At 59.5% G+C, this 23,168-nt stretch carries 25 protein-coding genes and 1 pseudogene; 9 read left to right on the forward strand and 17 right to left on the reverse strand.

Going from position 1 to position 23,168, the window contains the following annotated elements; genetic code table 11:
- Window positions 1-11 precede the first annotated feature (11 nt).
- The 5 genes and pseudogenes from IB244_RS00430 to IB244_RS00450 form a co-directional block, all read right to left on the reverse strand.
- A pseudogene (locus IB244_RS00430) lies at window positions 12-589 on the reverse strand (ISKra4 family transposase); the annotation flags it as partial.
- Between the two features lie 185 nt (window positions 590-774).
- The gene (gene repC, locus IB244_RS00435) at window positions 775-2,064 is read right to left on the reverse strand and encodes a plasmid replication protein RepC (RefSeq protein ID WP_192302741.1); all 1,290 of its coding nucleotides are present in this window, start codon (window positions 2,062-2,064) and stop codon (window positions 775-777) included.
- 151 nt (window positions 2,065-2,215) lie between these two features.
- Entirely contained in the window at window positions 2,216-3,214 is a 999-nt protein-coding gene (gene repB / locus IB244_RS00440) for a plasmid partitioning protein RepB (protein WP_192302743.1), read from the reverse strand.
- Entirely contained in the window at window positions 3,211-4,389 is a 1,179-nt protein-coding gene (gene repA, locus IB244_RS00445) for a plasmid partitioning protein RepA (RefSeq protein WP_025658386.1), read from the reverse strand. The genes repB and repA overlap by 4 nt, the downstream gene beginning before the upstream one ends.
- Window positions 4,390-4,921: 532 nt before the next feature.
- On the reverse strand, window positions 4,922-5,716 hold the full coding sequence (locus tag IB244_RS00450; protein ID WP_192302745.1) for a hypothetical protein: 795 nt from the start codon (window positions 5,714-5,716) through the stop codon (window positions 4,922-4,924).
- Between the two features lie 413 nt (window positions 5,717-6,129).
- Here IB244_RS00450 and IB244_RS00455 point away from each other — a divergent pair, with 413 nt between their 5' ends.
- Together IB244_RS00455 and IB244_RS00460 are read left to right on the forward strand one after the other, a co-directional pair.
- Window positions 6,130-7,455 (forward strand): sensor histidine kinase, encoded by a 1,326-nt coding sequence (locus IB244_RS00455; protein WP_409564044.1) that lies wholly within the window; start codon window positions 6,130-6,132, stop codon window positions 7,453-7,455.
- A complete protein-coding gene (locus IB244_RS00460) occupies window positions 7,452-8,105 on the forward strand; it encodes a LuxR C-terminal-related transcriptional regulator (protein WP_025658390.1) in 654 nt (217 codons plus the stop codon). The genes IB244_RS00455 and IB244_RS00460 overlap by 4 nt, the downstream gene beginning before the upstream one ends.
- Here IB244_RS00460 and IB244_RS00465 read toward each other — a convergent pair.
- Window positions 8,099-8,629 (reverse strand): hypothetical protein, encoded by a 531-nt coding sequence (locus IB244_RS00465; RefSeq protein WP_192302749.1) that lies wholly within the window; start codon window positions 8,627-8,629, stop codon window positions 8,099-8,101. The genes IB244_RS00460 and IB244_RS00465 overlap by 7 nt on opposite strands.
- A 288-nt stretch (window positions 8,630-8,917) precedes the next feature.
- A complete protein-coding gene (locus IB244_RS00470; protein ID WP_018855511.1) occupies window positions 8,918-9,385 on the reverse strand; it encodes an Lrp/AsnC family transcriptional regulator in 468 nt (155 codons plus the stop codon).
- Window positions 9,386-9,497: 112 nt separating this feature from the next.
- Between IB244_RS00470 and IB244_RS00475 the strand changes: the two genes are divergently transcribed.
- Window positions 9,498-9,971: a hypothetical protein gene (locus IB244_RS00475; RefSeq protein WP_192302751.1), complete on the forward strand. Its 474-nt coding sequence runs from the start codon at window positions 9,498-9,500 to the stop codon at window positions 9,969-9,971.
- A gap of 70 nt (window positions 9,972-10,041) precedes the next feature.
- On the forward strand, window positions 10,042-10,488 hold the full coding sequence (locus IB244_RS00480; RefSeq protein ID WP_192302753.1) for a GNAT family N-acetyltransferase: 447 nt from the start codon (window positions 10,042-10,044) through the stop codon (window positions 10,486-10,488).
- Between the two features lie 48 nt (window positions 10,489-10,536).
- Here the strand turns inward: IB244_RS00480 and IB244_RS00485 are convergent, their stop codons facing one another.
- The 6 genes from IB244_RS00485 to IB244_RS00510 form a co-directional block, all read right to left on the reverse strand.
- Complete coding sequence (locus tag IB244_RS00485; protein ID WP_169679947.1) at window positions 10,537-10,788, reverse strand: hypothetical protein; 252 nt, start codon at window positions 10,786-10,788, stop codon at window positions 10,537-10,539.
- A 106-nt stretch (window positions 10,789-10,894) separates the two neighbouring features.
- Window positions 10,895-11,596, reverse strand: coding sequence for a TfuA-like protein (locus IB244_RS00490; protein WP_192302755.1), 702 nt, complete (start codon window positions 11,594-11,596; stop codon window positions 10,895-10,897).
- Window positions 11,593-12,759, reverse strand: a complete 1,167-nt coding sequence (locus IB244_RS00495; RefSeq protein ID WP_192303113.1) for a YcaO-like family protein — start codon at window positions 12,757-12,759, stop codon at window positions 11,593-11,595. The genes IB244_RS00490 and IB244_RS00495 overlap by 4 nt, the downstream gene beginning before the upstream one ends.
- Window positions 12,760-12,770: 11 nt before the next feature.
- Window positions 12,771-12,992: a hypothetical protein gene (locus IB244_RS00500; RefSeq protein WP_112666691.1), complete on the reverse strand. Its 222-nt coding sequence runs from the start codon at window positions 12,990-12,992 to the stop codon at window positions 12,771-12,773.
- A gap of 20 nt (window positions 12,993-13,012) precedes the next feature.
- A complete protein-coding gene (locus tag IB244_RS00505; RefSeq protein ID WP_192302757.1) occupies window positions 13,013-14,848 on the reverse strand; it encodes a peptide antibiotic resistance protein in 1,836 nt (611 codons plus the stop codon).
- A gap of 3 nt (window positions 14,849-14,851) precedes the next feature.
- Window positions 14,852-15,295 carry a helix-turn-helix domain-containing protein gene (locus IB244_RS00510; RefSeq protein WP_192302759.1) on the reverse strand — a complete coding sequence of 148 codons (444 nt, stop codon included), beginning with the start codon at window positions 15,293-15,295 and terminating at the stop codon, window positions 14,852-14,854.
- Window positions 15,296-15,759: 464 nt separating this feature from the next.
- Between IB244_RS00510 and IB244_RS00515 the strand changes: the two genes are divergently transcribed.
- Window positions 15,760-15,957: a hypothetical protein gene (locus tag IB244_RS00515; RefSeq protein ID WP_018855520.1), complete on the forward strand. Its 198-nt coding sequence runs from the start codon at window positions 15,760-15,762 to the stop codon at window positions 15,955-15,957.
- A gap of 157 nt (window positions 15,958-16,114) precedes the next feature.
- Here the strand turns inward: IB244_RS00515 and IB244_RS00520 are convergent, their stop codons facing one another.
- The 3 genes from IB244_RS00520 to IB244_RS00530 all read right to left on the reverse strand — a co-directional run bounded on the left by IB244_RS00520 (window position 16,115) and on the right by IB244_RS00530 (window position 18,509).
- On the reverse strand, window positions 16,115-16,414 hold the full coding sequence (locus IB244_RS00520) for a hypothetical protein (RefSeq protein WP_192302761.1): 300 nt from the start codon (window positions 16,412-16,414) through the stop codon (window positions 16,115-16,117).
- Window positions 16,415-16,554: 140 nt separating this feature from the next.
- Window positions 16,555-17,742 (reverse strand): mannonate dehydratase, encoded by a 1,188-nt coding sequence (uxuA, locus tag IB244_RS00525; protein ID WP_192240120.1) that lies wholly within the window; start codon window positions 17,740-17,742, stop codon window positions 16,555-16,557.
- Between the two features lie 44 nt (window positions 17,743-17,786).
- The gene (locus tag IB244_RS00530) at window positions 17,787-18,509 is read right to left on the reverse strand and encodes a GntR family transcriptional regulator (RefSeq protein ID WP_169679937.1); all 723 of its coding nucleotides are present in this window, start codon (window positions 18,507-18,509) and stop codon (window positions 17,787-17,789) included.
- Window positions 18,510-18,718: 209 nt separating this feature from the next.
- Here IB244_RS00530 and IB244_RS00535 point away from each other — a divergent pair, with 209 nt between their 5' ends.
- Genes IB244_RS00535 through IB244_RS00550 form a run of 4 tightly spaced genes read left to right on the forward strand, consistent with a single transcriptional unit; the run spans window position 18,719 to window position 22,771 of the window.
- Window positions 18,719-19,894 (forward strand): extracellular solute-binding protein, encoded by a 1,176-nt coding sequence (locus IB244_RS00535; protein ID WP_018855524.1) that lies wholly within the window; start codon window positions 18,719-18,721, stop codon window positions 19,892-19,894.
- 56 nt (window positions 19,895-19,950) lie between these two features.
- On the forward strand, window positions 19,951-21,051 hold the full coding sequence (locus IB244_RS00540; RefSeq protein ID WP_169679936.1) for an ABC transporter ATP-binding protein: 1,101 nt from the start codon (window positions 19,951-19,953) through the stop codon (window positions 21,049-21,051).
- Window positions 21,048-21,926 (forward strand): ABC transporter permease, encoded by an 879-nt coding sequence (locus IB244_RS00545; protein WP_169679934.1) that lies wholly within the window; start codon window positions 21,048-21,050, stop codon window positions 21,924-21,926. The genes IB244_RS00540 and IB244_RS00545 overlap by 4 nt, the downstream gene beginning before the upstream one ends.
- Window positions 21,927-21,928: 2 nt before the next feature.
- Window positions 21,929-22,771, forward strand: a complete 843-nt coding sequence (locus tag IB244_RS00550) for an ABC transporter permease (protein ID WP_192302763.1) — start codon at window positions 21,929-21,931, stop codon at window positions 22,769-22,771.
- 57 nt (window positions 22,772-22,828) lie between these two features.
- On the opposite strand, the gene IB244_RS00555 is transcribed toward IB244_RS00550, so the two are convergent.
- Window positions 22,829-23,080 (reverse strand): YMGG-like glycine zipper-containing protein, encoded by a 252-nt coding sequence (locus IB244_RS00555; protein WP_169679932.1) that lies wholly within the window; start codon window positions 23,078-23,080, stop codon window positions 22,829-22,831.
- Window positions 23,081-23,168 lie beyond the last annotated feature (88 nt).

The raw sequence follows: 23,168 nt of genomic DNA on the forward strand, positions 1-23,168 counted from the left end.
ACGTGCTCTTTTATGAAAACGGAAACGGGAGACTTGCCGGCGCGACTGATACGATAGGGGCCTGCGACATCCCACTTTTCGATCTGATCGGCAACCTTAGCCGGCCGGTTGCTCACGGTTCGATGATTATGAGGCCGCGTGGCCGGCACAAAGATATCAAGTGCACGGGCTGCTTCTCGAAATGACAACCGGGACCCCAGTTCGGCTTGGATGCGCTCCAACTCGGGGGTAGCTCGGCCATTCAACAGGGTCTCGACGCTTCCCATGCACAGCGGCACCACCGCGGCACACGCACTTGGCAAGAGCCAAAGAGCGAATGGATCGTAGGGTACCTACTATCATGGACTGACCGACGGCGGTTACAGTCTTGGCACTTCCGATCTCGCTGGCCGGCTTGATCCGCCTGAAACTGCGTCAGTTCCTGTTGTAGGCGCCGCTGTATCTCCTTGGCTTCTTCGAGGGAGAGGCCAAAATCGTTGAGACGGGCCCCATCGAGAGACCGGTCGACCTTGGCAATTTCGCAACGCTTCGACACGCCGTCGATGCCAACAAGCCCGACCGAGATGATCATCTTTAATTGCGGAGCCAAGTAATGCCCCTTCAGCAAAGGCACGTGCTTACCCAAAATTTCTTACCCCCACCTTTTCCCCGCTCCCACGCCGCTGTTTCCGACCGGCCCAATCCGCTGCCTCGAACGGATTTCTGTCCCCGCGAACCGCTTCGCTTTCCGAAACAGCACGTCCCGCGAAACAATGTCAGGCTTGCATGAACGTGCTATCCCGCCCGCCGTGTTCCGCCGCCGCGTGCTCGCACCAGCGACATCAACATCGGACCGATCGAGAATTCACCTCGTTCGGCGCGACGGGTCAGGTCTCGCAGATAACCACCCGCGGAGTTGATATGCCCGCCACGTTCGAGGATGCACGCCATGACCGTGGCGGCGTTCTCCGGTCCCATCGTGGCAGCAGCCTCCTCGTAGGCCGACTCGCTTACACCGAGCATTCCCCGCACAACGACCGCAGCCGCCATCAAGTCTCGCCAATTTGCAATCGAACCACCCGGGCCGTAGCTCACCATGTCGGGGCAAGCCTGGAGGACCAGCCCGAGGGGGAAGGATTTAAGGTCCGGGCGATCGTTGGCCGCCTGGCTCTGAACCCTGGCTATGCGTCCAGCGTCACTTTTCTGTTTCCGCGTCGACGCCACGGTTTTCGGCTCAATCATGAATTCCGAGTTTGCCCCCTGCTTCGTTTCGAAAGCTGGTTCAAGATCAAAAGTAGAGTCGGGGTTTGAATTATGTATGTGACGCTCATTTTGATCGTGATTGCCGCTCGTTTTCTTTGCTTTTAGTAATGTTTCCAGTCTGCTAGTGATGTCGTCTCTCAGCGTTTCCATCGTTTCGAGTGCAGCGGAAAGCTGCTCGGCCGTCGCCGTGCGTGGTATGGAACCTACCAGCTCCCTGAAATAGGCGAACGCGGTTTCCCAATCTCCTGCCAGCTGTTCCTCCATCGCGGTCTCAATGAGCTTGGCCACATCGCGGCGGCAAAGGCTGAGTTGCTCACGCAGTCGCTGCATATGTAGCCGCTCGGCCGTCACTTCCGATGCGAGGCGTTCGATCTCCTCGGCACGCACGATCAGCGGCGCCAATGAAAAGCCGAATGCCTCTGAGACCTCACCCTCTTTCGCCCTGCGGGCATAGCGTTTCCCATTTGGGCTATCCTTGCGGATGATCAACCCCGCTTCGACCAGGACCGCCAGGTGGCGGCGGATCGTCTGCTCCGCCATGCCGTGTGCGCGCAGCGAAAGCTGTTCGTTTGACGGAAAGACCACCAGGCCGTTTTCCTCCGACAGGACGTTCTTCGGATAAAAGCTGAGCAGTGCATTGAGGACGGCAAGCGCGCGATCTGTCACTCCAAGCAAGGGCTTGGCTGCACACAGTGACCTGTAGATTTTCCACTTGTCGACCGATTGATCAGCCTGAAGCTCGCTTGCTGCCTTCTGGCTCGCGAGCATGCCAAGCGTCATCGGACGCTGCCCAAAGGGCGTCGTCACACTTCCTGTTTCCATCACCTTCACCTTGTTGAAGGCAAAAGAAATCCACTCACCAGATTGGTGCCCACACTTGACAGGGATTCCCGGAAATGCGATTCTCTAGCTGCTAACCTATGAGAAGGGCTTCCGTTACGGCAACGTTCGGGAGCTTTTTTCTTTTGCGGCGTTATCCTTTGCTTTTGCGTTGTGTTGACTGCACGAATTCGCTGTGAAGCGCCTCCATACGATCGTTCAAAAAGTCTACGAAACTATCCGGAACAGCCTTGGTGAAGCTCATCTTCGGGCCGGTCTTCGCGTAGCTTACGGTCGCCAGAAGAAAGCCATTTGCACGTATCTCGGTGACGGAAGGCCGCGCGGCAGCCGGCGCTTGCTCAGCCTTCAGCGCACCTAATGCGACAGCGAAGCGATCTTTCCCGGCGACGAGCTTGTCCTCGCTAAGCGATTGCTTGACGCGCGCCACTCCGTCCTGGCGCTTGGCGAAGGCATCCGCAAACTCGATCCATCTACGACGGCCGATCTCGGGCGACGAGCCGATCGCGAGCAGAACATCCCGGGGGATAGCCGTTGCAATCCGCAGCATCTCCGACACGTGCGACTTTCCGGTCGCCAGCGACGCGCAGATTACGTCGCGCCGATATCCCGCCTGCTCCTGTGACAGTGCGAATGCACACTTCTCGATAAAGGAAAGGTCATTCCTATTGGCGTTTTCTTCACCCTGGAAGACGATTGCCTCTTCGTCGCTGAGTTCGCGGACAATAGCGCGGAACTTCAGTCCAAGCATCTTGACGGCAGCCAAACGCCGTCTTCCGAACACGATCTGGTATGGCAGCCCATCACCTTTGTGCGGCCTGATCAAGCCAGGGACAATCTGCCCACGCTCCTTGATGGACGTCGCAATCTCATCAATGGCCGCATCGTCATAAGCGCCATCGAAGCGGTCGGGAATCGAGGAGGGAGCAACGTCATCGGGGTCGACCTCGACAATATGGTCGCCGTCCTTGAGGAGCCTGTCGAGAACCTCGCCCTTTTCCTGTATCTGCCTGACGCCTGCGGCGACCTTGAGAAGGTGTGGAGATGTTGTCGGCTTTGCGGCCGGCGCTGCGCTCGGTTGCTCAAGCTGACCGAGCACATTGGCAAACATGCCACGCGAATCCTTGCGGCTCATTCGCGCCCCCATGCTGCCCAAAGCAACTTCTCGATCTCGGCATTGGCCGCGTTGATCGATTCCATTGCGCGGTCATAGGTTTTCGGTGCCGAGAAGCGCGAACGCTGCACCTCATAGAGGCTCTGCTTCCACGTCAATGCATCAGCAACAGCCGTTGACTTCGTCACCATGTTCAACAGCAGGTCTTCGCCAAAGACCTGTCGCATCAACGCGGTCATGTTGGCCTGCGGGTGATCGTTGGCTTCGAATTTCGTCACGAGGAACTTCGCGAAATCCCACTGGGCCGAACTCCCCATCTCGCTCAATATCTGCATGTAGGACGAGGCAAGCTCGAGGAATTTCCCCGTCGAATCGACGTCCAGCATGTGTGCCGGGACCGGTATGATGACGCCGGTGGCAGCGGTCAGCGACGACAGAGTAAGGAAGTTCAGGGAAGGCGCGGAATCCATCAGGATTACGTCATAGTCATCCGCAACCTGCTCGAGGGCCTGAGATACCCGCAGAAGGAAGCTCGTGCCGCCATTCTTGCGCATCTCGAGAGCAACAGCCGTTTCAAACTCTGTCAGGTCGAGCCCGGCGCAGATCACGTCGAAGCCGGCAATATGCGTGGTGTGGACCAGCGATTTCGTCGGCTTGGGATCCGAGAAGCGAATGGCCGCATAGAGCGTTTCGTCCTCGCGCGGATCGAAATCCGGAAGCGCGCCGTGCAGGCTTGTAAGCGACGCCTGCGGGTCGAGATCGACCGCCAATACCCGGTAGCCCTTGAGCGCCAGGTAGTGACCAAGATGAATGGTCGTGGATGTCTTGCTGGAGCCGCCCTTGAAATTGGTGACCGCAATGATCTGGCATTCCTCGCCCTCGACACGGCGCGGGTTCATCCACTTCTTGCGACCCTTTCCGGCCAGCATCAGTCGCAGCTCGAGGATCTGCTCGAGCGTGTACATGCGGCGGCCGTTTGACGTCGTCTCGGGCGAGGGACCCTTGTCCTTCAGAACGATCTGCCTGATATAGGCTTCCGAGACATCCAGGAGCGCTGCGACTTCCGACGAGGAAAATTTCCGCATCTCGCGGCGCGCATCCGGTGGATACTGTGCCATCGAAAGATTTTGCAGGGCGAGCTCCAATTTGGTGGAAAAGCTCTGCATGAAGTCGAGGCTGCTTAAGTGGCGATTCACGATTCTTTCCTCAGTTCGTTCCAATAGCCTAAGCGCCGATACGGTTGATGAACAGTTAATTCAATAATTGTTTCGCTCTATAGCGATAATTCGCTCTTTTTGCGTAGTTACAGAACTAGCTCGATTCGCGAGATTCGGCAAACCCGTCACTGGCTCCCTTATGTGGTCGGCTGACGGAGGCTGCACATATGAGGACGAGGTTGACCCAGCCGTGCCGCGGCCGGCCGCCGTCGAGTTACATGAGAAGGTGAAAAGGACCGATTCCGCCTGTAGCTGTTCACAAACGGCGAAAGGAACTGCCTTGAGAGACACGCCTTTAGCGCGACAGAAGCAATCCCGGATCAAGAAGGTGAAGGTTCAGAAGGCACCGATGCGCCTTGGAACAGGCGGCGAAGAGCGGCGGCGCTGCCCCGTCCGAGCCATCCCTGGCTCGATCTAAGTAGTGGTTGCCGAGCCCGTGGCTGGTGCAACCTGCATTTTTGGGCCACCGCACGGCGCGTTGTGTCCGTGCGGTGGCCAAGTTTTGAAAGCGTCAGGGCTGCTCGACGATGACCGTCACCGGCGGTGGCGGCGCCTCATCCTCCACAGGCGCGCTTTCGACGGGCTCCGGCGCAGGCTCCTCCACTGGAAGAGTGTCACGAACCTGATCAATCTTGCCAACGGCGGGCCCTACGCCCAAGATGTCCTTTGCTCGCTCGAGAGCCCCGTCACTCACTTCGCCGCCCTTGGTAAAGCTCGAGAGTGCTTCGCGAAGGGCTTCGTCGCTAAGAGCAGGGTCCGTAGGGATGGCATCCGGCCCATTCTCGGCCTCGAATTCTGCATAGGCCATCACATAGGCCGAAACCGCCGCCATTCGCGGATCGTTCGAATGCAAGTAGGCGTGGTAATTCCTGTTCAGCGAGTTCAGCCCGGCAAACTCGGATTTGGCGGCCTTCGTTCTTGTCGTTGTGGCGGTTCTGGTCCTGGTCGTCGTTGCCGCCTTCTTCTCGTGTGTGAAGAACGACTTCAACGTCGGGTGATCTCTCCGGGTGTCGTCCTTACTCTTTGCATGCGAGCCGTGTGAGCCAACGGTATCGGATTTCTTCCCGTGTTCGGAATTGCCGCCCGCGTGGCTCCCCCCGCCGCCGTTGCCCCTGTTGCCGCCCCCGTTGCCGTTGCCGCCCCCGTTGCCGCCTCCGTTGCCGTTGCCGCCTCCGTTGCCGCCTCCGTTGCCGTTACCACCCTTTGCGTAGGCGATGCCCTCTAATCCCAGGAAAGCGCCACCGGCGGGTACAACCGCAATTGTGAGCGCTATAACGCTGCGTCCAAGAATACTTGAAATGCTCATATCAACCTCCCGGTCTAAAACCGTTTTGCCGTCTTTTGTTCCTATGTCCGGAAAGGCAAGCTGCTCGCGGCAGGCAAGACGCCAGCCTTCCGGCCGGACGCGGACATGCCGCGTTCCAGATCACAACGACGATAGCCTGCGTCCCGCGCAGGCTCCATGGCGGTCAGACCTTTGCTTAACCGGATAGGACCTAGGTCCTAGCCAAAAGGAGACCAAAGGTCGGAAACCTGGGGGCTGCGAGGCGATATCGTTTGACCCGCCGCTGGATGAAGCTAGGTTACGATCGAAACAACTGAAGTGCCGCCACGCAATTTTGGCGGCCGATCCCGAGACATCTCGTGCGGCCCCGTGAACTCATAAAACGATGGAATTCGCAATCATTGGCCAGGCAGTTCCTGTTCACCGGAGGCGCCGTGTCGCTGGTGGCGATGGTGTTGGTCGGCGCATTCGTGAGCAGTCTGATCGAAGACGCGGTGACCCGCAACTCGGCGGCATCCACCGCCCTCTACGTCGACAGTGTGATTGCCCCCCTCCTGCCTGACATGCTGACGGCCCAAGAGCTCGACGATAGTGTTTCCCGCGCGCTAGACGAGACGCTGGAGCAGGGGGCGCTTGGAAACCGCCTGATCTCCTTCCGGCTTTGGCGCGCGGACGGCACGGTTCTCTATTCAAACGACAAAACCATGCAAGGAAAGCGCTTCGCGTTGAGCGACGACCTCAAGGCGGCCTTTTCCGGCCAGATGGTCGCCCAGTTCAATCGTCTGGAAGATGCGGAAGACGAGGTCGAGCGGGCGAGCGGCAAACCCCTGCTCGAAATCTACAACCCCGTTCTGCAGCCATGGTCCGGACAGGTTGTCGCCGTGTCCGAATTCTATGAAATAGCCAATGATTTCGAGCGCAGCCTCAATGAGGCGCGATTGCACAGCTGGATGGCCGTCGCCGCCTTCACGCTTGCATTCTTTATCGTGTTGTCGGCGATCGCGTTGAGAGGCAGCCGAACCATCGATGATCAGCGGCATGCTCTAAGGCGGCGCGTGGATGACCTTTCAGCGTTGCTATCCCAGAACCAGGCCTTGCGCAGGCGCGTCCAGCGTGCGTCCCAACGCGCCACAGCCCTCAACGAAAGCCACCTGCGGCGCATTGGTGCAGATCTCCATGACGGACCAGCGCAGCTTGTTGCATTTGCCTCATTGCGCCTGGACAGCAATGCGCTGGTCGATCCCTCAACACCGGCATCCAGGCGCGAGGGTGAAATTGCAGCCATCAAGGAAAGCCTGGACGAGGCAATGCATGAGATCAGGACCATCTGCAATGGGCTGGTGTTGCCGCAGATCGAAGCCGCAACCCTAACGGAGATACTGGAGCGCAGTGTGCGCGCGCATGAGCAGCGAACCGGCTCAAGCGTTGAACTATCGGTAGCGGAGACGCCCGAAAATCTTTCGCCCTCCGCCAAGATCTGCGTATATCGCTTTGTGCAGGAAGGGTTGAACAACGGTTACCGTCACGGCGGCGGCAAAGAACAACGGGTCGTGCAACGCATGGAAGGTGACCGCATCAGCATCGAGGTTTCCGACGGCGGCCCCGGCTTTGATCCCGACGATGTCGGCCCTGCCAGCCTTGGCCTTGCAGGACTGCGAGAGCGGATTGAAAGCCTGGGCGGCACCTTCCAGCTCCGAACATCCGCACAAGGTACCATAGTCAGCATGTCGCTCAGCAGCGAGGAGATTGCCCAGTCATGACAGCAGGAATTCGCGTCGCCGTCATAGATGACCATCCATTGTTCAGGGAAGGGGTATCCCGGAGCCTGTCCGAGATAGATGGATTTCAGATTGTCGCGGAAGGAAGCACGAAGGACGATGCAATCAGGGTCGCCGAAACCCTCCAGCCCGATGTCCTGCTCATGGACATTTCCATGCCTGGCGGTGGGTTGAACGCGATCCTTCCCATTCTGACAACCGTACCATCACAAAAGATTGTCATGCTTACGGTTTCCGAATCCAGCGATGATGTCACGGCGGCATTGAATAGCGGCGCAAAGGGCTATGTGTTGAAGGGGGTCGGTTCAAGGGCGCTTGCAGAGATTATCCGCAGCGTGGCAGCTGGTGAAAGCTATGTCGCGCCGGCGCTGTCTGCGCGGCTACTTTCCAGTCGCTCTTCACCCGCACCGAAAACACCATCGGCCCTGGAGGCGTTGACCGCCCGTGAGCTGCAGGTCCTGCAGCTGGTCGCTTCCGGCTTGAGCAACAAGCACGTGGCAAGGCAGCTCGATCTGCACGAAAAGACCGTCAAACATCACATGACGCAGATCATGGCCAAGCTCGGGGTCGCCAACCGAACGGAAGCGGCTATAGCGCTGCGCGATGCCACCGACGGGCGGGGCAATCAGTGAATGAAGGATTCAAGGCGCGCCTCATCTGCTGAGGTTGCCCGCCGATTGACGATCGTGCGTCCACGGGCGTCCTTCATGATGTAACGGCCGTTCCGGATGAATTCGCTCATGCCGTCGCGGTGGCGAACCTCTATTGACGAGTTGTCCGTATCAACATCAACCGACGAGCCTGTTCCGGTCGTGGCGCTGCCATTGGACCTACCGCCGCTGTTCCCGTTACCATTCCCCCCGCCGTTGCCGTTTCCCCCGCCATTCCCATTGCCATTGCCACCGCCATTTCCGCCCCCGTTTCCATTTCCGCCACCGTTGCCGCCACCGCCGCCATTGCCTCCGCCGTTTCCATTGCCGTTACCGCCATTGCCGCCGCTGTTTCCATTGCCGTTGCCGCCTTTGGCGGCCTCGGCAGTCTGGAGGCTGAGCTTGAACGAGCCGCCCGAAACCGCGACCTTGAACGGCATTGCCGCGAGCGACAGGCCGATTGACATCGAGCATAGAGCCACAACAAAGCTACGTCGTGAGAGCATCACCATTCCCTTGCATTCCATGGTTTTCCTGGTCGCGATCCAGCCAGCCGGCGCTGTCAGCCATCTTGGGCTGGGGCCCAGATAAACCGCGCGGCATTGCAAATGCTAGCCGCTCAACCCTTACCAATTTTGCCCACGGGTCGACCCGACCGTCAATTCGCAATCGTTGACATCAGACCTTTCCTTGACCACCACCGGACGTTAGTCCGGCCCTCCTAGGACCAAGGTCCGAACATTGCTGAGGGGAACAACAGGCCTCGCCGGAGTAACCAGAGAAAAGCGACCGGCTCAGACTGGAACCGAAGTGGAGTACTTCACCCGCTTCAAGGCGAAATGCGACGACGATGTCGCCACTGCGTGGTGCGTCAGAATACCCTGCATGAGGAGACGCTCGTAGTCCTGGACATCGGCGACGGCTACGCGCAACAGATAGTCCCAATCACCAGACATCGAATAGCATTCAAGCACTTCCTCATGGCTCTCTGCGAAGCGCTCGAAATCATCTCTTGCAGCCGGATCATGCGTCTTCATTCGCACCTGGCAGAACACGGTCAGCCCACGGCCAACGGCTTCGGGGCTCACGAGCCTGACAGTCCGCCCCAGCATGCCCGCCGCCTCCAGCGCCCTGATGCGGCGCCAGCACGACGCGCTCGATGCCCCGACCCGCTCGGCCAGCGCGGCGTGGCTGAGATCACCCTCGCTCTGGAGCAATCGGAGAATCTTTCGATCGATATTGTCAATTACGGGCAATTTCATTGGAATCTCTCGCTTCCGCGATCTGTGCGGTTCTCATGACAAGGCACTTCGGGCGAAACTATGCGGCCTGCACGAGTTTTGCGCACCACTCCATTTAAAAGAGTAGCGCGCCTTGCCTCAGATCAAATGCCTGGATGAGAGAGTTTTGCCGAACGATGCGGCCTGCACATCAGGCCATGTTCTTGTGCTGCCAGCGTCAAACGCCAACCCGCACCAGCGCGACGCGATGTCAGACCGGCGGGCTGAACAGGGTGAAATACCCCCACGCCGCAACGAACAGCGCAAGAATTGCTGCGGCGATCGCGAGCTTGCGAAGGCCTGGCCGGGGTGGCCGGGGCGGCTTTCGTCGACGGAATTGAATGACATTATCGTTCATCTGCGGTTTCTCCTCGCGCCACAACATACGCTGTTTCGGGCGAGCAACAGCAAATGTCAAAAGGAAAAAGGCGCTCAGTCTTTCACGAAGCGCCCTTTCTTTGCCGGGCAGGACCCGGCACAAAGCATTGGCTTGCAGGTCGCCCTGGGGTTCGCGCAAAACGCGTGTCACGATGAAGTCACAACACGGGTCGTTTGGCCTATGCTTTAACGCTCTGGGGTGGAGTGAACAGGAAGGCGCCATCAAGCGTGTCGTGCGCGGTGATGGCGACAGTGTATGAATGCCGATAATTTATAGACGCGTGACCCGGGATGAAGCACTCCTCAATGCTGACATCATCGTCGAAGCCTACGCGAGGCCGCCCTGGCACGAGGAGTGGTGCCTTCAGAACGCAATCTCACGCATAGACGAACTGACAACGACGCCGATGTGCCTGGCGGTGGCCGCGTTCGATGCCGAACGACCCGTCGGCTTCGCCTTCGGCCTGCCGCACACCTCTGTCATGGGACGGGGGATCCACGTCGCGGAAATAGCGATAAGACCACGCTACCAGCGCTCCGGGATCGGCTCCCGCCTCCTGCACACATTGGAGGAGGACGCGCGCGCAATGGGCTATGTCCACGTTTGGCTCGTCTCGCGCAGCACGGGCGGCGTTGCGGAGTACTACAAGAGCAACGACTATGAACACTCCGAAAAGCTCTGCGTCTATTCCAAGAAATTGAAATAGGGCCGACGCAACGCGCCGGCCCCATCCCCACCGTCCCCTCAATTCATGTCAATTCAGGCATGTCGCCGCTTTGGACGCCATCACGTCCGCCAGGCCCTCATGCGGACCGTCCCCAATTTCACGCAGAACCTCATTCAGCGCCATGCCAAGGTAGTCCATAGCCCCCACCAGATCGGCATCTCCAGCGGCATATTTCGCATAGGCGATCATACGCGCCAGTGCGACGAGCTCATCCAAGTCCTCAGAAGATCGCTCACTGCCGTCTAGTACCACCGATCCGTTTGCCGATGCTGCACTCATATCTATTCTCCCTCGAACCATCGGAGAATATTCAGTGTGCGCGCAAATGGCCCGTGAAAACCCCGTGACACACTTTATTGTTGCATTACAGCAGACAGTTTCCAAATTATCGCTCTTCCGAGCGGACAAAGGTCTCGTTGAATTGCCACGCCAACTCAGCCGGGGTCGAGCAGTCATTGTCCGCCACTCGGACAGCATCCAGCAGAGCGAGAGCGTCCGCCCGTTTCTGATCGACCTCGTTCGATCGCAGCAACGACAGGAGTTCCTGCCGATCGGCGGAAACGTCCGCATTTGCCACAATCGCCCTCCAGGTCCGCTTTTTAAAGAACAAATCGACAGCAGCGACTTCGAGCGCTACGCGAAGTTCATGCGTCAGCATCTGCCGGCCCTCCAGCTTATCGAGTGTCGACCTGACATTCACCAGCGGCACGGTCAACGCCCGATATGCAAGTTCCATGGGTCCATGCAGCAGCGCTACATCGGCGTCGTCCACCGTCGCTCCCGAGGCATATTCGCCGTAGATCCGGCCAACGCCAACCATTCCGAAGACTTTACATTCCGCCGCGCGAAGCGCCCCCATGCTTGCACCACCGAACACACGGACCTGCCGTGACAGTGCAAAAAGGATCTCTTTGTGCCAGACAGGCGCGGTGTATTCGAAACCGCCATCGACGATGCCGATGACTCGCGCGCCTCTCCGCACTGCGGCCAACACGTCACCTTGAACGGCGGGCGGATATACGGTGACCCCATCTCCTGCCAGCGTCGCTGCGTCCGGGAGACTTGGCCCAACAAAGATGACTTTCATGAAAACAGCGCCTTTGCGATCGCGCGGGCGCCAAAGCGACGCGCCCGCGCGCCCTCGGGGTTTTCGAGGCTTGGAACGAAGACTTTGACGACATGGAAGGGCAAGGCGGGGTCGCTGAGTGGTAGCGCTATCACTGGCGCGATCTGTCGCTCCCGCAAGGCATCGAGGATCCTGTCGAGGTGCGGTTTGTCATCGTAGCGCGCAGCAGCGATCCAGGCGACTGGGATGGCATCGAGGGCATACAAGGTCTCCGCAGGCACAGGCCTTTGAAACTCGTCCGGCGACAGGTCGTCGCGGGCGCCGCTGATGAATGTTATCCTCGACTGAACGGCTTCTGTTATTGCCCGAATGGCCGCGCGGACAGGGGAGGGATGCGCACCGCTTCCTCCCGTCACCTCGACAAAGCGAATATTGTCGCCCCGTCGCTCCGCGGGCCCGAGGACGGTCGTGAAGCAGGGCACAGCTATATCGCTGGTCATATCGAACAGGCGAACGACAAGACCGGCCGCCTCAATCTTTCGAACGAGGTCATCGAGCCATGGATCTTCGAAGCTTGCCGGATCAATGCAGCGCGAAAGCCGATCCTCAACGGCGCCAACCTGCCAGAGGCAAAATGCGTCGCGTTCGACACGCTCAAGGAGTCCGTGCAGGGTGGCCTCTTCCATCGTATTGCCGGAGGCAAGACCATCGGAAGACATCCAGAAGCGATTGCGGCGGGTGCGGTCCAGAAGTGCCGCCTCAAAGGGAACATACACGTCCCGATCGGTCAGGAGATCCTTGCCAAGCGCCCAGTCAATCTGTTCATCGAGCCGAATGTCGTCCTCATGCCGACCGATCAGGCAAGCAAGCGTGTCAAAAGAGAATCCCTCCTCCTGCAGATCGTTCGCCGAGGCGCAAAGCGTCGCAATGGCCGGCCTGTTGGCAACGACGCGCTCAAGCGCTTCCATAACGGCCGAAGCCTTGGCATCGTCGTCGGTCAGACCCTTGCCTTGGGCGATCGCGATCGACCGCCCATTGGGGACATAAGCGCACCACACCGGGATGCCGATGTTGTCCAAGCCGGTGTGGCGCGCCACGCGTGTTATACCAAAGTTCGCGAGTAGTGGCGCGGTTCGGGCCAGCGTCTCAGAGGGTGGAACCGTGCGGTCGGAATAGGCGGCCAGCTTGATGCTCGTCAGGGGTTCGGCTCGACGTGACCGGAGAACGCCGCTTTCGCCGAAGAAACCGCAATTGCGAAATCCACCTTCTTGACGACGGAGGCACCTGACTTGCGCAGATCCGCGACCTTCGCCAGATCACCGGTTGCCCCATCGAGTGGCTTGACGGTCCCCGCATCGAGGTCGGCAATCCAAAGTTTCGCATCCCCTGCAATGCCGAATACTACTGCCCTTGACATGACGTTTCCTTTCGTTGGTGTCAAAATCCAGCTTTCAAAAGCCCTTCTCTGTAGAGATCCTTCTGCCATTGCTCCTTGAACGGAATGACAGAAAGCCATTTTTCCAGGTCGAAGACCGGGTTCAGCGCTTGCGCACGCTGCCGATAAAACTGGGCCCGCCTGCGATCGCCAATCATTGCACAACTCGCAGCAGCAATGCGGTAAGCCGGCTCCTTGTCCTTCATGGCTTCCACATAGGCAATGGCGTCGTTGTACCGCTCGAGGAAGTAGCTCGCGCCTGCGGCACACCAAAGATAGCTGTCAGGCGAAATTGGATTCAGCGAGATCGCCTTCTCGATCTTGGCCAATGCCTCCTTGGGACGCGAGGCATGAACAAGTGTGTCGGCGTGGCTATAGATCACGTCGGCGAAATGAGGGCTCAATTCTTCCGCGTGGCGGAGCGCCGCCACGCTCTGATCGACGTCGCCGAGATAAAGCTTTGTCACGCCGAGTTCGCGGTAGCCGCCGGCGAAAGCTTCGTCCCGCTCGATGGCCTTCAACGCACTCTGTTCAGCAAGGCCCAAGAGCTCCTCGTTACCCTGCGCCGTCACCAGCCACTCGCTGGTGTAAGTCCGCGCCAGGCCGGTAAACGCTGGTGAAAAATCCTTATTATATTTCAGCGCCTCCTTGAAGGCCGCTCTCGCCCTGCGAATGTGCGGCAAGGTCAGCTTGCCCATCAGGCTCGCGCCGACAAGGTAGGAGTGATATGCCTGCGGGTTCGCCTCCAGGCTAAGCCGGGCTTCCTCATTCCTGGCAAGCTCATCCACGACGGATAATGACAAGTGCTGGGCCATGAGCCGTCGCTGGGTTGGCAGCGTTGCCGCGGTCATGGGAAATCTCACGGCCCAGATGATTTCGTCCGTCGGGAAATAGACCAGTTGCGCATAGAGGCCTTCGCCCGAAAATCTTGTATCGAGAAGATAGGAGATCGAGTGGCGGGCAATCATGGCCGCCTTGTCAGAGTCACGACGGATTTGCTCCGCAGTGTGAGGCGCAACGATGGAAATGTTTCGGAGGCCGCATAGCTCGATCGTGACATCTTCGATCAGCGCGGCGGCAAGCGACAGACCGACGACGTTACCCTGGGACGTTGGTGGAAGCAGAACCAGCCGCGGCAGGCTCGAAGCGGCTCGAGGTTCCACCTCACGAGTGGTCGCATTCTGCGCCTCCGCTGACACGAAATAGCTTCTCGCTTGGCGTTCGCCCCGAGGCAGTAGGTCCGGGTCGGCTACTCCCGGCAGCCCGCGGAGGATCGCCCGGATCTGCTCGTCGGACGGGTCGTGTTCCAGGAGCTGTAAAGCAGCGCCCGACACGGCGCGATAATCGTCGGCACACTGAGCAGCCGAGCCCGCATCGAGGAGCGTCTGGCGCAACTTGGCCCTGTGGCTCCGCTGCTCCCGCGCGATCCAGTGGTCGACCGCTTTGCTGGCTGAGCGAACATTGCCGACGAATTCACGCTGAAGCAGATCGCTACTTGCTTTCAGCCGGTCCATCGGCGATTTTGCCTCATCGAGTATTCCAATATCAACGGTCAGGAGTTCCGCCCGCAGTTCGACGGAGGCCGAGGTGATCCGAAGTGGCGCGGCAACGCTGTCATCGATTTGTCGAATACGGGAAATCAGCTTTCGCAGATTGAGACCGGCCTGATCGGCTTCGGCATCCGACCACAGAAACGAAGCCACCTCTTGGCGTGTGAGCGCATGACCCTTGCACGTGAAGAGATACGCCATCGTCAACAGTGCCTTGGCGGGATAGCCGACTGCATTGCCCGCTTCATCTGTCAGCCGCAGTTCGCCAAATGTCTGGAGGTGCAGCACCGCCTATCCTCGTGTTTCGTCCGCGCGTTCCCAGCCCTCATGCGAATCCGTGCCCGATTGCGAGGAGCCAAGGCTCCTTGCAAGCGCCAACAGCTTTCGACGAATGTTCGGATCTTCGATCGCGATAAAGGCGCGCGTTAGCGCCAACCCCTCCTTCGAGGCGATGAAATGCGCAACTTCATCGGTCTCAGCGCTCAACTGCAGACCTGCCGTATGCGCCCCCTCTTCATTGAAAAAGAAGCCAATAGGCACGCCAAGGACCTCCGCAATCCGCTGCAGCCGGCTCGCACCTATGCGATTGACACCTTTTTCGTATTTCTGGAGCTGTTGAAACGTAATCCCAAGCGATTCTGAAAGGCTAACCTGACTCATGCCAAGTAGCTTCCGCCTCAACCTGACACGCTCGCCCACATAGGCATCAATGGCGTTTGGAGTCTTGGCCTTCATGGCGCTCACCGTTTCCTCGTGTCAGACTGGCAATATCTTTGAACTCTGAAAAAATACAACCAAGAGTAAATTATTTCAAGAAGCTAATTGCTGATCGCCCAAATTTTTCCCCCGCCGTTGCGAATTTATCCCTGTCGCGCAAATGAGATCAAGGTCAAAGCGGTCAAGCAACAGTATTGATGCAGCACAACACTGACCGTGGGCGGTACATATTTTTGGCGATACAATTTATGGTCGTGTCACGTCGATTTCACGAGCCGCTTTGAACTTTTGCGACTATGGTCGAGGCACGGTTAAGTTGAAGCTTCGATCGCCGATCGCTCCAGCGGAGATGATTGGTGGCAAAGCCATTTCGCTGAACTGAGCGATGGGTGGGCGTCTGCGACAGCGTCTCGGTTGTCAACAGGTGCACCGCTTAACCAATGTCAGCATTCAACACAGATCAAGAACGACCGGAGAGGGCAATGGAACTACGTCCTATAGTAATCAGTCACGCCGACAGGCTTTCCGCCTGCAGGGAGAAGATCGAGCAAGCCGTCTATCTGATCATCCAGGGCGACAAACTCGACGGCTTTTCGTCGACGGAAATCGCAATGGCAATCGCCGATATTGCTGACGACTACATCCTCGCCGCCTCCAGAAAGCGCGCAGCGACACACTGATGGTGCGTGGACCTGGCTCCGGGGAGCCGGACAACACGCCCTCTCGGTCGCGACCCAAGACGTGGCCAGGAGAGCCGCGGCCGGCTGAAACCGACCAGAGTGCGATCAGAAAAGGGAAGCCTACGAGGAACGGTAAGGCTCCCGATTCCGGTCATGGTTATTGCGGTGTCGTGCCGCCGGTCGAAGGATTGGCCGGGGCTGGTGTTGCCGGCTCACTTGACGGCGCGGCGGGCGCTACCGGCGGCTTCACCGGCTGAGTTTCAGTCGTCGAAGCCGTCGGGTTCATGTCGGTACCCGGCCGGTCGAACCATTCCGTGATAGCAAACGCCGCAACGAGGATCACAGCGATCGCCGCAACCCATCCGATCCAGGCACTCGAGCTGCGACGCACCGGTGGCGTGCGCAGATCATGATCTGTGTCGGGATTGCGGTTGGGATCATTGGGGTCGTACGTCATGTCGTTTCTCCTCTCTGCAAGAAGAGAAATGAGCCGTGCCCAAGTTTGTTCCCGATGCGGGAGATGCGGCGTGCCGGACGATCCGCCGTTTCACCCCCGCAACAAGCGCTTAAAAGATCCTCAATGCGATGCGGCCACCGTCACGACGGCGCCGCCCCCAGCGCATGGAGAATGCCGCGGAGCTCGGCCAGACCGCGCAGACGCCCGATTGCCGGGTAGCCTGGCGTCACGTTCTTGTTGAGATCGTCGAGCATGCGATGACCATGGTCGGAACGGAAAACGATCGTTTCGTCTGCCTGACGCCGCCGGTCCTCCGCAACAAGCTCCTTCAGGACGGCGACCATATCAACGTCACCCTCCAGATGGGCGCTCTCATGGAAGGTACGGCCGTCGCCCTCGCGCCTGGTTGCCCGCAGATGCGCGAAATGGATCCGGGCGGCAAAGCGCCGGGCAATTGCGGCCAGGTCGTTGTCTGCACGAACGCCGAGGCTGCCGGTGCAATAGCACATGCCATTTGCCTCAGAGGGCACGGCATCGAAGAGTGCGGCATAGTCATCCGCGGTAGATGCAATACGCGGCAGGCCAAACAGCGAGCGCGGCGGATCGTCGGGGTGCAGCGTCAGCTTCACGCCACGCGCTTCGGCAGCCGGTGTCACTGCTTGAAGGAATTCAATGAGGTGCTGGCGCAGCCTGGAGGCATCGATCCCGGCATAGGCGGCGAGCTTTTCGCGGAACTGCGGGATCGTCAATGGCTCGGTCGTAGAGCCGGGCAGGGCAGATGTGATGATCCGGGTGATCTCCGCAATTTCGCTTTCGCTCATCGTGTCGAACACTTCGCGCGCCCGCGCCGCATCCTCGGCGCTGTACTGTTCCTTGGCACCTGCGCGCTGTAGTACAAACAGATCGAAGGCAGCAAACTTCTCGTGATCGAAGCGCATGGCGGTGGCACCGGTATCGATCACATGGTCGAGTTCGGTGCGCGTCCAGTCGACGACGGGCATGAAGTTGTAGCAAACAATTGCAATACCGCAGGCGGCAACAGCTTCCAGGCTGGCAATCCAGGCCTCGATTTCCGCCTTTGCCCGCCCGCCATTGCGCTTGACCGCATCGGGAATGGGGATGCTCTCGACGACGGACCATGTCAGGCTCGAGCGCCCAGCCGGCGTGGTTTCGATCATCGCCTGCCGCTCACGCACTTCAGCCTCAGTCCACGCGCGCCCGATCGGAACCTGATGCAGGGACGAAACAATATTCGTCGCTCCGGTCTGGCGCACCTCATCAAGTGTCACCGGAGCCTCAGGCCCAAACCATCTCCAACCCTGGCGCATGCACTTCCTCCTTGGGATCGTCTTGTCGTTGTCCGCTGATCGGCTCAGCAGAAGTAATCTGGATACTGCGTTCGAAGCTCGGCGACATCGGGTATGACGGCGCTGAGGTGATGCATCATTGCCGCGCGCGCTGCTTGAAGATCATGGGCCGCAATAGCATCGCGAATGAGTTCGTGTTCGTGCACGACATTGTCCATCCGGCCAAGAACCGGCAGCGTCAGCCGACGCGCCCTGTCGATCTGCACCTTGACCGTCTTGAGGATCGTCCAGATCCCAGGATATCCAGCGATGCTGGCAATCGCCTCGTGGAACGCCTCATCCTCTTCGTGAAACGCCGAGGGGTCGCCGAGTGCGGCCAGTGATCTCTGTCGTGAGATGATGCCATCCAGGCGACTGATATCGGCAGCTGTAGCGATCTCGGCCGCACGTTCCACCGTGGTACCCTCAAGCGACTTGCGAACGACGACTGCCTCCGGGATGGCCGCGACGGGCACGCGCGACACGACGGTGCCCGATTGCGGATAGATATCGACAAGCCCGCCTTCCGACAGTCGAAGCAGCGCCTCACGCACGGGTGTGCGGCTGACGTTGAACTCTTCGGCAATGCGCTTTTCCTGCAGTTGCATTCCAGGTCGCATACGCAGAGCAAGAATGTCGGCGTACAGCCTGTCGTAGATGGCATCTGCGGTCGTCACGCGACGAAGCTTCGCCGGCCTCTCAGCCCCGGAAGGCAGGGTCGCGGGAGTGGAAACAACTGTTGCCTGCATTACGTGCGGCCCTGACATTGACTCGTTCGTGAATACTAGTATATCAATTTATCGCGACTGCCAAGCTGCACCGGGAGGAATGGTGTTTTCGGCAATCATTTCAGATGTTTCAGACATCTAAGAGAAGGTGCCGATCCCTGCAACGATCGGTTCGGGGACGCGCAGCACCACGTTTTGCGGTGCCCGGCAACAAGAGGAGGAGAAACAATATGAAAGTCACCCGCAGAACATTTGTCGGCACCGCCGCAGGCGCCGCCGTCGCGAGCATGCTGCCGTTGAAGGTCTTTGCACAGGCCAAGAAACCGGCAAGTCCGGTCACCATCACGATCGCGGATGTCGCCGGCAACCTCGCGCTCACGCAGGGCATGTTCGAGGCCTATGCCGCGGAGAAGCCGGAATGGGTCTCGAGCTTCGCCTTCACAAAGGCACCGGCGCCGGAACTCCCTGGCAAGATCAAGGCGCAGCAGGCAGCCGGCAAGGTCGATATCGATCTCGTCCTGACAGGCACGGATGCACTTTCGGCCGGACTCGACCAGGGACTTTGGATCGATCTCGGGGCGCACAAGTCCGAGCTTCCCAATCTCGAGCAAATCCTGCAGCCGCAGGCCTTCAAGATGCAGGCCCTTGCCAAGGATCAGGGCGTCGTCGTCACCTATTACCCGTCCGGTCCCCTCATCGAATACATGCCTGACAAGGTGCCCACGCCGCCAAAGTCGGCGCAGGAGCTGCTTGACTGGGCAAAGGCCAACAAGAACCGCTTCATCTACGCTCGCCCGGCCAATTCCGGCCCCGGCCGCACCTTCCTCATGGGCTTGCCCTATCTGCTCGGCGACAGCGACCCGCGTGATCCCGCCAAGGGCTGGTCAAAGACGTGGGACTATCTCGCAGCACTCGGCGAACACATCGAATACTATCCGACCGGCACTGGCCAGGTGATGAAGGAGCTTGGCGAGGGAACCCGCGACATCGTCGTCTCGACGACCGGGTGGGACATTAATCCGCGCGCGCTCGGCATCGTTCCGGCTGAAGCGAAGGTGCAGAAGCTCGATGGCTTCCACTGGGTCACCGACGCCCACTACGCGGTGATCCCGAAGGGCGTGTCCGACGAGAAGATCGGCGTGCTGATCGACGTCCTCAACTACGTCCTGCAGCCCAAGCAGCAGGCAATCGCCTACGACGCCGGCTACTTCTATCCGGGTCCGGCCGTCAAGGACGTCACAATTGACATGGCGCCGCAGGAAAGCCAGGACACCCTCAAGGAATTCGGTCGACCGGAATATGCCGACTGGATCGCCAACAATCCCCTGGAGGTTCCGCTGGAGCCGAAGCAGTTGGTCGAAGCCTTCCGCATCTGGGACGAGAAGATCGGCGCCAAGAAGGGCTGATCGAACAGCATCAGCCGGCCGGGATTTCGTCCCTGGCCGGCCACCTCATTCTGCAGATGGAGATTGGTTTGACCTCGGTATCGAATGCCGCAGCATCGACGCGCAAGAACGCGCGCCTGGAACTCGACGGAATGCGTCGCGCCTTCGGGGCGTTCAACGCCTTGAATGGCATCGATCTTGCGATCGAGCCCGGCGAGTTCGTGGCGCTGCTTGGTCCATCCGGCTGCGGCAAGTCGACCGCGCTGAACTGCATTGCCGGCTTGCTTGCACTGACGGGTGGCGAAATCCGCCTTGGTGGCACGCGCATCGACCAGCTCGAACCGGAGCGCCGCGGCTTTGGGATGGTTTTCCAGAGCTACGCCCTGTTTCCACACATGACTGTCCGAAAGAACGTCGGCTTCGGGCTTGCCATGCAGGGCATAAAGGGTCCCGAGGCCGACCAGCGCGTCCGCGATGCCTTGGCTCTGGTTCGCCTCGAAAGCCAAGCCGACAAATTGCCGGGCCAGCTCTCTGGCGGGCAGCAGCAGCGTGTCGCAATCGCGCGCGCCATTGTCATTCGCCCGCCAATCGTCCTGATGGACGAGCCGCTATCCAATCTTGATGCGAAGCTCCGGCTTGAAATGCGCGCCGAAATTCGCGGTATCCACGACCAGATCGGGTCCACCACCATCTATGTCACGCATGACCAGGACGAGGCGCTGTCGCTTGCCGACCGCATCGTGGTCATGAGCCAGGGTCATATCGAGCAGATCGGTTCGCCCCAGGATCTTTACCAGCGGCCTGTCAACGTTGATGTCGCCGACTTCATGGGCTTCAGAACCCGTGTTCCCGGCCGTATTACGCGCGTGTCCGGCGATGAGGCTGAGATCGAGGTCGCCGGCGCTCGCCTCGTCGGCACGATGCGTTCGCCCCTCAAGGCAGGTGACGCAGCCATCCTGTCCGTCCGTCCGGAGGATCTTGTCGCGTCCAGCGGCGAGGGGATCGCCGCCACCGTCAGCAGCATGGAGTATCGCGGACGCGCATTTTTCGGCATGGCGCGGGCAGGCGACGGTTCGGAACTCTATTTCCGGGCGGACGAGCCGCTGGGCCGCGGCGCATCGACGAGGCTGCAGCCGGTTGCCGGTCGGGCCCTGGTCTTTTCGGGGGCGGCGGGATGAACCAGCCCTCGCTGCAAACTCGACTTGCCGCTCGTGGGCTTGACGGCACGACGCTGCTGCTTCTGCCAGGCCTGATCTTCATGATCGCGCTGTTCGTCTACCCCTTCCTCTATGGCCTGGCCGATTCACTCATGCCGAAAGAGGGCGCCTGGTATGCCAACTACACAAAATTCTTCAGCGATCCGTTCCAGTACCAAACGATCGCTGCGACCATGTGGCTGGCCCTGCCGGTAACCATAATCAACCTCGCATTCGCGGTGCCGGTTGCCCTGCGCGTGCGTCTGATGCGCCGACAGCGCCTGCTGACGACCATTCTCGTCTTGCCAATCACCCTTGGCACGGTCTTCGTGGCCGACGGACTGCTGACCTTTCTCGGACCGCGTGGCTGGTTCAATCATACGCTCCTGCTGCTCGGCATCCTCGACAGCCCCGTGAAGCTGACGAACAATTACTGGGGCGTCTTTGCCTCGCTACTGATCACCGGCTTTCCGTTTGCCTTCCTGCTCACGCTGTCCTACGTCACCGGTATCGATCCCGCGATTGAACAGGCAGCCGCAACATTGGGCGCAGGGCCACGGCAGCGCTTCTTCCGCGTCTTCCTGCCGCTTCTGGTTCCGGGCCTAGCCGTCACCTTTTGCCTTGCCTTCGTCCAGGCCTTCGCTGTCTTTCCCTCCGCCGTGCTTCTGGGTGCGCCGGCAGGGCCGACGCGTGTCATCTCCATTGCCGCCTATCAGGCCGCCTTCGAGCAATATGATCATTCGCTCGGTTCGGCGATCGCGCTCATCATGGGTGCCGTGGAGCTCGCTGTCGTGCTGACGGTTCTCGCCATACGCTCACTCTTCTACCGCGGCCCCGCCGGCGGCACGAAAGGCTAATCATGATCCGAGATCAGGGCCTCACCTCGAAGATCTGGCGTTTCGCCATTTGGGCGCTTGCCATCCTTTTTGTGCTAAACCTGCTTGCCGTCATCGCAGCCGTCATTGTCAATTCGTTTGCGACGCGCTGGCTTGGCACATGGCTACCGGCCGGCTGGACGACACGCTGGTACTTCAGTGCCTGGAAGGAATTTCAGCTTTCCAGTGTCGTTCTCGTCACCTTCGAGATCGTTTTCACCGTCGTCATCATTTCTGGAATTCTGGGCGTCACGACCGCCTATGCGCTCGCGAGGCGCAACTTTCCCGGAAAGGGCCTTGTCGTCCTGCTATTCCTGTTGCCGTTGCTGATCCCGCCGCTGACCTACGGTATTCCGCTTGCAACCGTCCTCTATCGGCTCGGCCTCGGCGGCACATTCTGGGGTGTCGTGCTGATCAACATCGTGCCTTCGCTGCCCTTTGTGGTCCTGGTGATGATCCCCTTCATCGAGCAGATAGACCCGCGTATCGAAGCGGCAGCCCGCGTGTTCGGTGCAGGAACGACGAGCCTCTTCCTGCGGATCTTGCTACCGCTGCTCCTGCCGGGAATGCTGGCCGCCTTACTTTTGGTTCTGGTTCGAACCATCGCGATGTTCGAACTCACCTTCCTGATTGCCGGCCCCACGACCCAAACACTCGTCGTCTCCCTCTACTACGCCGTCTTCGCGTCAGGCGTCCGGGCAGCCCAGTCCATCGATGCGATGGCGGTGGTCTACATGGTCACGACACTGTTCTGGCTGGTCCTCGCGCTGCAGTTCGTCAACCCGACGCAGATCGTCGCGCGGGCAAAACAACAAAGTGCCCACTAGCGGGGTCATGATGGAAATGACCGCCTCTTGAGGAGGAGGCGGTCATCGGGCATGCGCCTAGCAGCGCGCCTCATACCTGCGGCCATACCGGTCACGATAGACACAGTAGCCGCGATGTTCGGTAGAGCGTCCAATCAGGGCACCCGCCACGCCGCCGGCCACGGCACCAATGGCCGCACCTTCCCAGCTATTGCTGACTGCACCGCCGATGATGGCTCCCGAACCGGCGCCGATCGCCGTTCCCTTCTCGGTCGCGGTGCACGAGGCCAACGCGCCCATAAATGCACCAATCAGGATAATTTTTCTCATCTTCCACTCCAACCATAATTGATTTTTGCGTTACGGCTTAGGAACTAAGTCGGACGTCTCAAGGTTCCATCGGACTTAGGTCTGACAC

Source organism: Rhizobium sp. RHZ02 (genome assembly GCF_014851575.1).
Lineage (GTDB): Bacteria > Pseudomonadota > Alphaproteobacteria > Rhizobiales > Rhizobiaceae > Rhizobium > Rhizobium altiplani.

Excerpts from the sequence above, each read along its gene's own strand:
- repC (WP_192302741.1), bottom strand. The coding sequence starts at position 2,064 with ATGGAAACAGGAAGTGTGACGACGCCCTTTGGGCAGCGTCCGATGACG.
- repB (WP_192302743.1), bottom strand. The coding sequence starts at position 3,214 with ATGAGCCGCAAGGATTCGCGTGGCATGTTTGCCAATGTGCTCGGTCAG.
- IB244_RS00450 (WP_192302745.1), bottom strand. The coding sequence starts at position 5,716 with ATGAGCATTTCAAGTATTCTTGGACGCAGCGTTATAGCGCTCACAATT.
- IB244_RS00460 (WP_025658390.1), top strand. The coding sequence starts at position 7,452 with ATGACAGCAGGAATTCGCGTCGCCGTCATAGATGACCATCCATTGTTC.
- IB244_RS00465 (WP_192302749.1), bottom strand. The coding sequence starts at position 8,629 with ATGCTCTCACGACGTAGCTTTGTTGTGGCTCTATGCTCGATGTCAATC.
- IB244_RS00470 (WP_018855511.1), bottom strand. The coding sequence starts at position 9,385 with ATGAAATTGCCCGTAATTGACAATATCGATCGAAAGATTCTCCGATTG.
- IB244_RS00480 (WP_192302753.1), top strand. The coding sequence starts at position 10,042 with ATGCCGATAATTTATAGACGCGTGACCCGGGATGAAGCACTCCTCAAT.
- IB244_RS00485 (WP_169679947.1), bottom strand. The coding sequence starts at position 10,788 with ATGAGTGCAGCATCGGCAAACGGATCGGTGGTACTAGACGGCAGTGAG.
- IB244_RS00490 (WP_192302755.1), bottom strand. The coding sequence starts at position 11,596 with ATGAAAGTCATCTTTGTTGGGCCAAGTCTCCCGGACGCAGCGACGCTG.
- IB244_RS00500 (WP_112666691.1), bottom strand. The coding sequence starts at position 12,992 with ATGTCAAGGGCAGTAGTATTCGGCATTGCAGGGGATGCGAAACTTTGG.
- IB244_RS00510 (WP_192302759.1), bottom strand. The coding sequence starts at position 15,295 with ATGAAGGCCAAGACTCCAAACGCCATTGATGCCTATGTGGGCGAGCGT.
- IB244_RS00515 (WP_018855520.1), top strand. The coding sequence starts at position 15,760 with ATGGAACTACGTCCTATAGTAATCAGTCACGCCGACAGGCTTTCCGCC.
- IB244_RS00520 (WP_192302761.1), bottom strand. The coding sequence starts at position 16,414 with ATGACGTACGACCCCAATGATCCCAACCGCAATCCCGACACAGATCAT.
- uxuA (WP_192240120.1), bottom strand. The coding sequence starts at position 17,742 with ATGCGCCAGGGTTGGAGATGGTTTGGGCCTGAGGCTCCGGTGACACTT.
- IB244_RS00530 (WP_169679937.1), bottom strand. The coding sequence starts at position 18,509 with ATGCAGGCAACAGTTGTTTCCACTCCCGCGACCCTGCCTTCCGGGGCT.
- IB244_RS00535 (WP_018855524.1), top strand. The coding sequence starts at position 18,719 with ATGAAAGTCACCCGCAGAACATTTGTCGGCACCGCCGCAGGCGCCGCC.
- IB244_RS00540 (WP_169679936.1), top strand. The coding sequence starts at position 19,951 with ATGGAGATTGGTTTGACCTCGGTATCGAATGCCGCAGCATCGACGCGC.
- IB244_RS00545 (WP_169679934.1), top strand. The coding sequence starts at position 21,048 with ATGAACCAGCCCTCGCTGCAAACTCGACTTGCCGCTCGTGGGCTTGAC.
- IB244_RS00550 (WP_192302763.1), top strand. The coding sequence starts at position 21,929 with ATGATCCGAGATCAGGGCCTCACCTCGAAGATCTGGCGTTTCGCCATT.
- IB244_RS00555 (WP_169679932.1), bottom strand. The coding sequence starts at position 23,080 with ATGAGAAAAATTATCCTGATTGGTGCATTTATGGGCGCGTTGGCCTCG.